This is a genomic window from Phenylobacterium koreense, from assembly GCF_040545335.1.
In the GTDB taxonomy this organism is placed as follows: Bacteria; Pseudomonadota; Alphaproteobacteria; order Caulobacterales; family Caulobacteraceae; genus Phenylobacterium; species Phenylobacterium koreense.
In genome coordinates, this window is the sequence record NZ_JBEPLU010000002.1 from 361,284 (window position 1) to 373,074 (window position 11,791).

Annotated in this window: 13 protein-coding genes; all 13 read right to left on the reverse strand. The window is 66.1% G+C overall.

All coding sequences use genetic code 11. The features are described from left to right. Positions 1-11: 11 nt before the first annotated feature. The gene (locus ABID41_RS13535; protein WP_354297862.1) at positions 12-275 is read right to left on the reverse strand and encodes a DUF1467 family protein; all 264 of its coding nucleotides are present in this window, start codon (positions 273-275) and stop codon (positions 12-14) included. Then, positions 272-697 carry a methylmalonyl-CoA epimerase gene (gene mce / locus ABID41_RS13540; RefSeq protein ID WP_331931624.1) on the reverse strand — a complete coding sequence of 142 codons (426 nt, stop codon included), beginning with the start codon at positions 695-697 and terminating at the stop codon, positions 272-274. The genes ABID41_RS13535 and mce overlap by 4 nt, the downstream gene beginning before the upstream one ends. Positions 698-751: 54 nt before the next feature. Continuing rightward, positions 752-2,431, reverse strand: coding sequence for a ribonuclease J (locus ABID41_RS13545; protein ID WP_331931625.1), 1,680 nt, complete (start codon positions 2,429-2,431; stop codon positions 752-754). Continuing rightward, positions 2,431-3,204, reverse strand: coding sequence for a type III pantothenate kinase (locus ABID41_RS13550; protein ID WP_331931626.1), 774 nt, complete (start codon positions 3,202-3,204; stop codon positions 2,431-2,433). Before ABID41_RS13550 ends, ABID41_RS13545 begins: the two co-directional genes overlap by 1 nt. A gap of 5 nt (positions 3,205-3,209) precedes the next feature. Further along, on the reverse strand, positions 3,210-3,950 hold the full coding sequence (locus tag ABID41_RS13555; RefSeq protein ID WP_354297863.1) for a biotin--[acetyl-CoA-carboxylase] ligase: 741 nt from the start codon (positions 3,948-3,950) through the stop codon (positions 3,210-3,212). Beyond that, entirely contained in the window at positions 3,951-5,393 is a 1,443-nt protein-coding gene (gene nuoN, locus ABID41_RS13560) for an NADH-quinone oxidoreductase subunit NuoN (RefSeq protein WP_331932083.1), read from the reverse strand. It abuts the gene before it with no gap. Positions 5,394-5,407: 14 nt separating this feature from the next. After that, on the reverse strand, positions 5,408-6,895 hold the full coding sequence (locus ABID41_RS13565) for an NADH-quinone oxidoreductase subunit M (protein WP_331932082.1): 1,488 nt from the start codon (positions 6,893-6,895) through the stop codon (positions 5,408-5,410). A gap of 16 nt (positions 6,896-6,911) precedes the next feature. Continuing rightward, positions 6,912-8,981 (reverse strand): NADH-quinone oxidoreductase subunit L, encoded by a 2,070-nt coding sequence (nuoL, locus tag ABID41_RS13570; protein WP_331932081.1) that lies wholly within the window; start codon positions 8,979-8,981, stop codon positions 6,912-6,914. 11 nt (positions 8,982-8,992) lie between these two features. Beyond that, complete coding sequence (nuoK, locus tag ABID41_RS13575; protein ID WP_331932086.1) at positions 8,993-9,298, reverse strand: NADH-quinone oxidoreductase subunit NuoK; 306 nt, start codon at positions 9,296-9,298, stop codon at positions 8,993-8,995. Next, positions 9,298-9,906 (reverse strand): NADH-quinone oxidoreductase subunit J, encoded by a 609-nt coding sequence (locus tag ABID41_RS13580; protein ID WP_331932080.1) that lies wholly within the window; start codon positions 9,904-9,906, stop codon positions 9,298-9,300. The genes nuoK and ABID41_RS13580 overlap by 1 nt, the downstream gene beginning before the upstream one ends. Before the next feature lie 97 nt (positions 9,907-10,003). Next, entirely contained in the window at positions 10,004-10,495 is a 492-nt protein-coding gene (gene nuoI / locus ABID41_RS13585; protein WP_354297864.1) for an NADH-quinone oxidoreductase subunit NuoI, read from the reverse strand. A gap of 7 nt (positions 10,496-10,502) precedes the next feature. Continuing rightward, on the reverse strand, positions 10,503-10,697 hold the full coding sequence (locus ABID41_RS13590) for a hypothetical protein (RefSeq protein ID WP_331932078.1): 195 nt from the start codon (positions 10,695-10,697) through the stop codon (positions 10,503-10,505). Positions 10,698-10,705: 8 nt separating this feature from the next. Beyond that, on the reverse strand, positions 10,706-11,788 hold the full coding sequence (gene nuoH, locus ABID41_RS13595) for an NADH-quinone oxidoreductase subunit NuoH (RefSeq protein ID WP_331932077.1): 1,083 nt from the start codon (positions 11,786-11,788) through the stop codon (positions 10,706-10,708). Positions 11,789-11,791 lie beyond the last annotated feature (3 nt).

Genomic DNA, 11,791 nt, shown 5'->3' on the forward strand with positions numbered 1-11,791 from the left:
CGGCGCCCGCCTCAGCGCCAGCTCGCCGGCAGCTCCGGCAGGTGGACCAGCTTGAATTGGACCACGACCAGCAGGATCGCCCACACGATGGTGGCGACGATCGTGGTGGTCATGAACTTGCGCTTCAGCTTCGGATCGACTGGCGCGCCGGGATCGCCGCCGTCTCCCTTGTCGATCCCAGCCTCCGCGTGGGTGACCACGCCCAACGGCAGGATCGAGAACAGCACCGTCCACCAGATGGTCAGATAGATGCAGATGGCCGTGAAGATCGTCATCCGTGGGCTTCCTTCGGGCTTTCCATCAGTTCGACCAACACGCCGCCCATGTTCTTGGGATGCACGAAGATCACCGGAGTTCCATGCGCACCGATGCGCGGTTCGCCCGTACCTAGCACGGTCGCGCCCTTGGCTCGCATGTCGTCCCGCGCGGCGATGATGTCGGGCACTTCGAAGCAGACGTGATGTTGGCCGCCGGCCGGGTTCTTCGCAAGGAAGCCCACCAGCGGCGAATCATCGCCCAGCGGCTCGATCAATTCGATCTGGGCGTTGGGCAGGTCCACGAAGCAGACATAGACCCCCTGCTCGGGCATGGCCCTGGTTTCGGTGATCTTGGTCGCGCCGAGAACGTCGCGATAGAGCTTCACCGACTCCGCGATGGAAGGGGTTGCGACCCCGACGTGGTTCAGTCGTCCGATCATGTCAGCGGTATAGACCTCCCCGACGCGCGACGCGAGATCACGTCGCGGCAGCCCCTACAGACGCAGCACGGTGGTCTCGACCACAGGACGCTTGCCCCAGATCCGCTGGCTGGCCTTTTTGACGGCCCGGGAGATCACGGTCTCGATCTCTTCGTCGAGTTCGCGCTGCTCGCCCTGCAAGCGGGCCAAGGCCTGCTTGGCCTCGCCCGCCAGGTCGTCCAGCACCTCGTCCAGCGGATAGTCCTCGTCGGCCGGAAGGCCCAGCGCCCTCACCTGCGGCTCGGTGGCCAGCCGGCCCCGCGCGTCCAGCACCACGCTCACTGCCAGCATGCCGTTATAGGCCGCATGCCGGCGCTCACGCAGGGCGTCGCCGTTTTCCGGGGTCAGCACGCCGGCGTCCACATAGATCCGGCCGGCCGGGACCTCGTCGATGATCTCCGCCCGCCCTGGCGCCAGGCGAACCATATCGCCGTTGCGCGGCGCGACCGTCTCGGGGACCTGCATGTCCCTGGCGAAGGCCGCGTGCTCCAGCAGGTGCCGGCGCTCGCCATGGGTCGGCACGGCGATCTTCGGGCGCGCCCACTGGTACATCCGCGCCAGCTCGTCGCGGCATGGGTGACCGGACACGTGAATGCCCGGATGGTCGCGTTCGGTGTAGAGCCGCACCCCACGGTCGGCGAGTCCGTTCTGCAGGTTGCGGATCGGGATCTCGTTCCCCGGGATCACCCGCGAGGAGAAGACGCAGGAATCCCCCGCGCCGAGCTTCACATGCGGATGAGAGCCGTCGGCGATGCGCGAAAGCGCGGCCCGCGGCTCGCCTTGGCTGCCGGTGCAGAGAAACAGGACCTTGTTCTCCGGCATGGCCGCAGCCTGCTGCTCGGAGATGAATTCCCGAATGTCTTGCAGCAGGCCCACGGATTTGGCGGCCGCGGCCATTCGGTGCATCGACCGGCCAACCAGGCAGACGCTGCGGCCGGCGGCCTCGGCGGCCCGGATGACGCTGTCCATCCGCGCCACGTTCGAGGCGAAGCAGGCCACGGCGACCTTGCCGGAAAGCCCGCCGATCAACCCGGCCAGGGCCTCCTTCACGTCGGCCTCCGATCCCGCCTCGCCGTCGACGAAGACGTTGGTGGAATCGCACACCATCGCCAGAACGCCCTCGTCGCCCAGCTTCTGGATCGCCGCCTCGTCGGTGGTCGAGCCCAGCACGGGATCCGGGTCGATCTTCCAGTCGCCGGTGTGCAGGATGGTTCCCAGCGGGGTGCGGATCGCCAGGCCGTTCGGCTCGGGGATCGAATGGGTAAGGGTGATGAGCTCGACTTCGAACGGGCCGAGTTGGACCTTGCCGCTCAGCGGAATCTCGGTGATCTCCGCTGCCGCGGCCTCATCGTTCTCGCGCAGCTTCTCGCGCAGCAGAAAGGCCGTGAACGGGGTCGCATAGAGCGGCGCCCGCAGCTTCGGCCACAGCCAGGACACCGCCCCGATGTGGTCCTCGTGGGCGTGGGTCAGCACGATGCCGACGATGTTCTTGGCGTACTCGAGGATGAACTCCGGATCGGGCAGGATGATCTCCACCCCCGGGGTCGTCTGGTCGCCGAAGGTGACGCCCAGGTCGACCACGATCCATTTGCGCGCATGCGCAGGACCGTAGCCGTAGAGATTGAAGTTCATGCCGATCTCGTTCGAGCCGCCCAGCGGCAGGAAGACGAGTTCGTCCTGGTCTTTTGCTTTCATTACGTCCTTGCCGCGTTGCGGCGATGAATCTCGAGGAGACCGCGGATCGTCAGGTCCGGATCGAAATGGTCGATGGCGGCCGTGGCGCCGTGGAACAGCGAGGCCACGCCACCGGTGGCGATAACGGTCAGGGGCTTTTCGCGTTCAGCCTTGATGCGCGCGATCAGCCCTTCGATCAGAGCGACGTAGCCCCAGAAGACGCCCGACTGCATGGCGCCCACGGTGTCGGTCCCCACGACACGCTGCGGCTTCTGGATCGCCACGCGCGGCAGCTTAGCGGCGGCGGCGTGCAGGGCTTCCATCGAAAGATTGATGCCGGGTGCGATCACCCCGCCCTCGAACCCGCCGTCCGCCGCGATCACGTCGAAGGTCGTGGCCGTGCCGCTGTCGATGACGATCAGGTCGCCCGGGTAGACAATGTGCGCCCCGATGGCGTTGACGAGGCGGTCGGCGCCAGCCTCGGAGGGCTTGTCGATCCGGATTTCAATCCCGAGCTCGGCGTTCTCGCCGATGACCAGCGGCTCCACGTGCAGATAGCGCCGCGACAGGTTGCGCAGGTTGAAGATCGACTGCGGCACCACGCTCGAGATGATGCACGCGTCCAGCACTCCGAACTGCAGCCCGGCCATGTGCAGCAGTTGCGACAGCCATACGGCGTATTCGTCGGCCGTGCGGCTGGAATTGGTCGCCGCGCGCCACTGCGCGATCCAGCGCTCGCCGTCATTTACGGCGAAGAGCGTATTGGTGTTGCCTTGCTCGATGGCCAGGAGCATCGCGTTCAACCCTCCCCAAAGAAGACGTCGCCGGCGGTGATGCGCAGCACGCTGCCGTCCTCGCGGCGCAGACGCAGCGCGCCGTCCGGATCAAGCCCCTCGGCAATGCCGCGATGGGTCTGGTTCGGCAACCGCGCCTCGCACGGCTGGCCCAGGCCCTGGGCGTGCTTCGTCCATCCCTCGGCGATCGGCGCGAAGCCCTCGCGTTCCCACAGGCCGCGCCAATGCTCGAACCGGGTCGCCAGGATTTCCAGCGCCTCCAGCGGCTGCGGCGGCGCGCTCGCCATGTGCTCGGCGAACGAGGTGGCCGGCCGTTCGACGTCCTGCGGCGCCTCGGCGAGATTGATGCCGACGCCGACCGCCAACCAGATGGCCTTGTCGGCGCGCGCGCCGGACTCGATCAGGATTCCGACCGCCTTACGGCCATGAATGAGGACGTCGTTTGGCCATTTCAGCTTGGCCGCGTCCGGCCCCAGGCACGTCTGCGCCAACTCCACCGCCGCCAGGGCCGCGACGAACGAAAGCTGCGCGGCCTCGGCCGGCCCCTTGTCGGTGGTCATGAGCAGGGTCGCGGCGAGATTGCCGCTGCTTGTGCTCCAGGCCCGCCCGCGCCGCCCGCGACCGGCGGTCTGGCGCGTGGCGGTGATCCAGACCGGACCGCCCTCCCCCGCCTCGGCGCGGCGACGCGCCTCGGCGTTGGTGGAGTCCAGTTCGTCGTGAGCTTCGATCGGCGGGTGGTTTCCCACCTAGGCCGCCAACCCGAGCGCCGCCGCCGCGGCCTTGGCCAGGGGATCGATGAAGACCAGGGCGCCCAGCACCAGCGGGAAGGAGAACACCGCCGCGCCGATGGCGATCACCCGAGCCTCGCCCGGCGAGGCGTCGACCACGCCCGGCGCTTCGTCGAACCACATCACCTTGATCAGGCGCAGGTAGTAGAAGGCCGCGATGACGCTGCCGACCAGGCCCAGCACCGCGGCGACCTGGATCATCGGGTCGGCGATGTTGATGGCGGCCTTGAAGACGTAGAACTTCGCCCAGAAGCCGGAGAACGGCGGCAGGCCGAGAGCCGACAGCGAGAACGCGGTCATGGCCAGGGCGATGCCCGGACGCTCCTTGAAGAGGCCGGCCATGTCGCCGATCGTCTCCATCGGCCGGCCCTCACGCGACAGCGCGGCCAGGCAGGCGAAGAAGCCGGTCACGTCGACCAGGTAGAGCACCATGAAGACCAGCATGGCCTGCACGCCTTCGGCGTTGCCCGCCGCCAGGCCCAGGACCGCGTAGCCCACGTTGGCGATGGAGGAATAGGCCCACAGGCGCTTCAGGTTCTGCTGAGCCAGGCCCGCCAGGGCGCCGACGAAGATCGACAGCAGGGCGATGATGACCAGCACTTGGCGCCATTGGGCGGCCGCGCCTTCGAAACCTTCCGACAGGACGCGGGCGAAGAGGACCATGGCCGCCAGCTTCGGCGCGCCGGCGAAGAAGGCCACGACCGGGGTCGGGGCGCCTTCGTAGACGTCCGGGGTCCACATGTGGAACGGGGCCGCCGAGATCTTGAACGCGATGCCGCAGATCAGGAACACCAGGCCGAACAGCACGCCGGCGCCGGCGCCCGCCTGCACCGCCACCGCGATGTCGTCGAACTTGGTCGAGCCGGCGAACCCGTAGATCAGCGAGGCGCCATAGAGCAGCAGGCCCGAGGAGAGCGAGCCCAGCACGAAGTACTTCAGGCCCGCTTCCGAAGCCTTGGCGTCGTCGCGCTTGATGGCGGCGAGGACATAGAGCGCCAGCGAGTGCAGCTCGATGCCGATATAGAGCGAAATCAGGTCGCCGGCCGAGGCCATCATCCCCATGCCGAGGGCGGCCAGGAGAATCAGGATCGGGAACTCGAAGTTGCGGATGGCCCGGCGCTCGAACCACTTCTGCCCGAGCACGATGGAGACCGCGCTGGCGGCGTAGATCGCCACCTTGGTGAAGGTCGAGGCGCTGTCGGAGATCATGCCGCCTGCGAAGCCGCGGCCGACCGGTCCGACGACCGCCGCCCAGGCCGCCACGGCGAGCGCGGCGACGGAGGCGAACATCAGGGTCGTGGTGGCCTTCGGCGAAAATGCGCCGATCACCAGGAGGCCCAGGGCGGCGATCGCGAGGATCATCTCCGGGGCGGCGAGAGCGAGGTCGTGTGAGAAGGTCATGAGACTTTAGGTCCTCACCCGCCGATGGCCGCGCGGTAAACCGCGGCCAGGTTGTCGACCGACGCCTGGGTCAGGTCGAAGACAGCGGCAGGATAGATGCCGAGATACAGGGTCATGACGATCAGAGGCGCGAAGATCGCAACCTCCCGCCAGTCCAGATCGCTGATGTTGGCGAGCGCCGGGTTGGTCAGCTCGCCGAACACCACCCGGCGGTAGAGCGTCAGGGCATAGACCGCCGAGAAGATCACGCCGGAGGCCGCGACGAGCGCCGTCCAGGTCGACACGTGGTAGGCGCCCGTCATGGTGGTGATTTCACCGACGAAGCCCGAGGTGCCCGGCAGGCCGACATTGCCCATGGTGAACAGCATGAAGGTCGCCGCGTACCAGGGCATCCGGTTCACCAGCCCGCCGTAGAAGGAGATCTCGCGGGTGTGCATGCGGTCGTAGACGACGCCGACGCAGAGGAAGAGCGCGCCGGAGATCACCCCGTGGCTCAGCATCTGGAAGATCGCGCCCTGCACGCCGACCTCGTTGCCGGCGAAGATGCCCATGGTCACGAAGCCCATGTGGGCGACCGACGAATAGGCGATCAGCTTCTTGATGTCGGTCTGACGGAAGGCGACCAGCGAGGTGTAGACGACGGCGATCACGCTGAGGGCGAAGACCAGCGGGGTGAAGAGGTCCGAGGCCTGCGGGAACATCGGCAGGCTGAAGCGCAGGAAGCCATAACCACCCATCTTCAGCAGGATGCCGGCCAGGATGACCGAGCCGGCGGTCGGCGCCTCGACGTGGGCGTCCGGCAGCCAGGTATGGACCGGCCACATCGGCATCTTCACCGCGAACGAGGCGAAGAAGGCCAGCCACAGCCAGGTCTGCAGGTTCTGGTCGAACTTGTAGTTCATCAGCTCGGGGATCGAGGCGGTGCCGGAGACGCCGATCATCACCAGGATGGCGGCCAGCATCAGCACCGAGCCGAGCAGGGTGTAGAGGAAGAACTTGTAGGCCGCGTAGATCCGGTTCTTGCCGCCCCAGATGCCGATGATCAGGAACATCGGGACCAGGCCGAACTCGAAGAACAGATAGAAGAGCACCAGGTCCAGGGCGCAGAACACGCCGATGACCAGGGTCTCCAGGATCAGGAACGCGACCATGTACTCGGGCACGCGCTTCGTGATGGAGGTCCATGAGGCCGCGATGCAGAGCGGCATCAGGAACGCCGTCAGCGGCACGAACAGGACCGAGATCCCGTCGACGCCCATGCGGTAGTGCAGCACCGAGAACCAGGCATAGTCCTCGACGAACTGGAAGCCCGAGGTCTTGGGGTCGAACTCCGCGACCAGGATCAGCGACAACGCCAGGGTCGCCAGGGTGGTGACCAGGGCGATCCACTTGACCGCATTGACGGCCTTGGGATCGTCGGAGGGCCGCAGCGCCCGCAGGAACAGGATGGCCGCCACGCCGATCAGCGGCGCGAAGGTCGTCAGGGAGAGAATACCGGTCATGGGAACGCCCCTCCCCTTAAGCCCACTGGATCAGCGCGAAGGTCAGCAGACCCGCCACGCCGAGCAGCATTACGAATGCGTAGTGATAGACATAGCCGGTCTGCAGCCGCCCCGTTCGGCGCCCTAGCATGTAGGACACGGCCGAGACGCCGTTGGGACCCAGCCCGTCGATGATCTTCTGGTCGCCTACCTTCCAGAAAAGGTCGCCCAGGAGTTTCGCACCGCGCACGAAGGTCGCCTCATACAGCTCGTCGAAGAACCACTTGTTGTAGAGGAACGTCCAGAGCGGTCCCTTCCGGGCGGCGATCCTGGCGCCGAGCCCCTCACGCATGATGTACACGTAGAAGGCGATGACGAAGCCCAGGACGGTGACCACCAGCGGGGCCAGCTTCACCCAGGTCGGCGAGTGGTGCGCGTGCTCCAGCACGTTGTTGGCCGCGCCGTTGAAGATCGCGCCGCGCCAGAACTCCTTCCAGCCCTCGCCCACGAAGTGCTCGACGAAGATGTAGCCCGCCGCGACGGCGCCGAACGCCAGCAGCAGCAGCGGAACCAGCATCACCCAGGGGCTTTCGTGCGGCTTGTGGTCATGAGCATGGCCGTGATCGTCGTGGTGATCGGGCAGCGGCTCGTCGTGCGTCTCGATCTGCGCCGAGGAAGCGTGATCGTCGGCGACGTGCCCATGGCCGTCATGGCCCCACTTGGCGGCGCCGTGGAAGGTCATGAACGCCAGGCGCCAGGAGTAGAACGCCGTCAGGCCGGCGGCGAGGACGCCCACCACGAAGGCGAAGTAGGCCGGGCCGCCGTGCTCCTGGCCGGCCGCGTAGGCGCTCTCGATGATGGTGTCCTTCGAGTAGAAGCCCGCAAAGCCCAGGTCGAGGCCCGGAATGCCGACGCCGGTGATCGCCAGGGTGCCGATGACCATCACCGCATAGGTGATCGGCAGGTACTTCCAGATCGCGCCCATCTTCCGCATGTCCTGCTCGTGGTGCATCCCGTGGATGACCGAGCCGGCGCCCAGGAAGAGCAGCGCCTTGAAGAAGGCGTGCGTGAAGAGGTGGAACATGGCCGCTTGATAGGCGCCCACGCCCGCGGCGAAGAACATGTAGCCGAGCTGCGAACAGGTCGAATAGGCGATGACCCGCTTGATGTCGTTCTGGGCCAGGCCGACGGTCGCGGCGAACAGGGCCGTCACCGCGCCGATCATGGTCACGATCTGCTTGGCCACCGGCGCGTACTCGAACATCGGCGAGAGCAGGCAGACCATGTAGACGCCCGCGGTCACCATGGTCGCGGCGTGGATCAGGGCCGACACCGGCGTCGGGCCTTCCATGGCGTCCGGAAGCCAGGTGTGCAGGAAGAACTGGGCCGACTTGCCCATGGCGCCGACGAACAGCAGGGCGCAGGCCAGGTCCACCGCATGCCAGTAGCTGCCGGCGAACCACCAGCCCTGGCCGGCCATGTCCGCGACCTTCGGGAAGACTTCGGCGAACTGGATCGAGCCGAACATCCAGAAGACGGTCATGATGCCGAGCGCGAAGCCGAAGTCACCGACCCGGTTCACCACGAAGGCCTTGATCGAGGCGGAGTTGGCCGAGGGCTTCTTGAACCAGAAGCCGATCAGCAGGTAGCTCGCCAGGCCCACGCCTTCCCAGCCGAAGAAGAGCTGCATGAAGTCGGCGGCGGTCACCAGCGCCAGCATGGCGAAGGTGAACAGCGACAGATAGGCGAAGAAGCGCGGCTTGGAGTCGTCCTCGGCCATGTAGCCCCACGAATAGACGTGGACGAGCGAGGAGACGCTGGTCACGACCACCAGCATGACGGCCGACAGGCCATCCAGCCGGAGCGACCAGTTCGACTGGAAGTCGCCGATGTTGATGAACGGCAGCAGTTCCAGGGTGAAGGGCTCGAGCCCGCCCCAGGTCCACTGGCTGAAGATCGTCCAGGAGAGGAACGCCGACAGCAGCAGCAGGCCGGTCGTCACGCTCTGCGAGGCGAGGTTGCCGATGCGGCGGCCGAACAGGCCGGCCACGATCGCGCCGAGCAGCGGCGCGAAGACGAGAATGGTGATGAGAGACTGCGGTGTCATGTCTTGGTCCGTCAGCCCTTCATCATCGACACGTCGTCGACGGAGATGTCGCCGCGGTTACGGAAGAAGGTGACAAGGATGGCAAGGCCGACCGCGGCTTCTGCAGCCGCGACGGTCAGTACGAACATGGCGAAGATCTGCCCCACGACGTTGTGCAGATAGACCGAGAACGCCACGAGGTTGATGTTCACCGCGAGCAGGATCAGCTCGATCGACATCAGGATGACGATGATGTTCTTGCGGTTCACGAAGATCCCGAACACCCCGATGGTGAACAGGATCGCAGCCACCGCGAGATAGTGGGTGAGCCCGATGATCATTGCTCGATCCCCTGCCCCGGCTTGATCTGAACGACGCGCATGCCGGTCTTCGGCGTACGGGCGACCTGGTCGACGATGACCTGCCTGCGCACGCCCGGCTTGTGGCGCAGGGTCAGGACGATGGCGCCGATCATGGCCACCAGCAGCACCAGCCCCGCGGCTTGGAAGAAGTAGACGTAGTCGGTGTAGAGCACCTTGCCGATCGTCTCGATGTTGCTGACGTCGGTGTAGACCTGCGGCGTATCGGCCTTCGGCGCGCCGTCGGTGGCGACCGCCGTGGCCACCACGACCATCTCGACGGCCAGGATGCTGGCGACCACCCCGCCGATCGGCATGTAACGCGCAAAGCCTTGCCGCAGGGCGGCGAAGTCGACGTCGAGCATCATGACGACGAAGAGGAAGAGCACCGCGACCGCGCCCACATAGACGACGACCAGGAGCATCGCCAGGAACTCCGCCCCCAGGGTGACGAAGAGGCCAGCGGCCGAGAAGAAGCTGAGGATCAGGAACAGCACCGAGTGCACCGGATTTCGGGAGGAAACCACCCCGAACCCTGCGCCTACGGTCACCGCCGCCAGCAGGTAGAATGCGATCGCCAAGGCCATGACGGCTTATCTCAGCCCCTTAGTTTACTTGGTCCGTCGCCGAGGAACGGAGCCCACGGCGACAAAGGTTGGTCGTCTCGGAATCGCGCCCGGGTTCTTACCGGTAGGGCGCGTCCAGTTCTAGGTTCTTCGCGATCTGACGCTCCCAGCGGTCGCCGTTCGCGAGCAGTCGTTCCTTGTCGTAGTAGAGCTCTTCGCGCGTCTCGACCGCGAACTCGATGTTCGGGCCCTCGACGATGGCGTCCACCGGGCAGGCCTCCTGGCACAGGCCGCAGTAGATGCACTTCACCATGTCGATGTCGTACCGGGTCGTCCGGCGGCTGCCGTCCTCGCGCGGTTCGGCTTCGATGGTGATGGCCTGGGCCGGGCAGATCGCCTCGCAGAGCTTGCAGGCGATGCAACGCTCTTCGCCGTTCGGATAGCGGCGCAGAACGTGCTCGCCGCGGAAGCGGGGCGACTGCGGGCCGCGCTCGTGCGGGTACTGCACGGTCTTCTTCGGCTTGACCATGTACTTCATCGCCAGGCCGAAGGCCCCGGTGAAGTCCATCAGGGCCGCGCCCCTGATCGCTTGTGTAATTCGCTGCATCATCTCGCGGTTACTTTCTCTTGCAGGCGTAGTCGGACATGCGCTGACCGGAGCTCGCCTCGTCGCGGACCAGGTCGCCGCCCTTGGCGACGCAGGCCTCGCGGGCGCTCCTCAGCGCATCATAGCTGGCCACGCCGCCGGCGATCGAAGGGCCGCCGGCCGCGCTGGCGCAGGCCGAAAGGGAGATCAGAAGGATACTGGCCATCAGGATCCTCATGCCGCCCCCGGTCCGAAGACGCGCCAGGCCGCCACGATCGCCACGGCCACCAGCGAGGTCGGCAGGAACACCTTCCAGCCCAGGCGCATCAGTTGGTCGTAGCGGTAGCGAGGCACGATCGCCTTCACCATGGCGAACATGAAGAAGAAGAAGCAGACCTTCAGGACGAACCACATCAGGCCGTAGAAGCTCTGCAGGGTCGGCGCCCAGTCATGGACGAAGGGCAGATCGACCGGAGCCTGCCAGCCGCCGAAGAACATGACGGTGATCAGGGCGCACATCAGCACGATGTTCACCAGCTCGCCGATCATGAACAGCAGGAAGGGGCTCGACGAGTATTCGACCTGATAGCCGGCCACCAGTTCGGATTCCGCTTCCGGCAGGTCGAACGGCGGACGGTTGGTCTCGGCCAGGGACGAGATGAAGAAGATCACCGTCATCGGGATCATCACCAGCGCCATGGGCAGGTTCTGCAGCCCGCCGCCGAAGACGTTCCAGTTCCAGAAGCCGCCGGCCTGCATCTGCACGATGGTCTGCAGGTTCATCGTCCCCGCCAGCAGGATGACGGTGACGATCACGAAGCCGATCGAGACTTCATAGGACACCATCTGCGCCGCCGAGCGGAGGCTGCCGAGGAACGGGTACTTCGAGTTCGAAGCCCAGCCGCCCATGATGATGCCATAGACGCCCAGCGACGAGATCGCGAACAGGTACAGCACGCCGACATTGATGTCGGCCACCACCCAGCCGGGGGCGAAGGGGATCACCGCCCAGCCGACCATGGCCAGGACGAAGGTCAGGACCGGGGCCAGCAGGAAGACGAACTTGTCGGCCCCGTCGGGGATGACGACTTCCTTCAGGACGAACTTGATCAGGTCCGCGAAGGACTGCAGCAGGCCGAACGGCCCGACCACGTTCGGGCCTTTGCGCATCTGCACGCCGGCCCAGATCTTCCGGTCGGCCAGCATGAAGAAGGCCAGCGCGACCAGCAGCGGCAGCACGACCGCCAGGATCTGCCCGACGGTGATCAGGGTCCAACCGCCAGGGGTCGACCAGAAATTGTTGGCGACTGCGTCCATGCC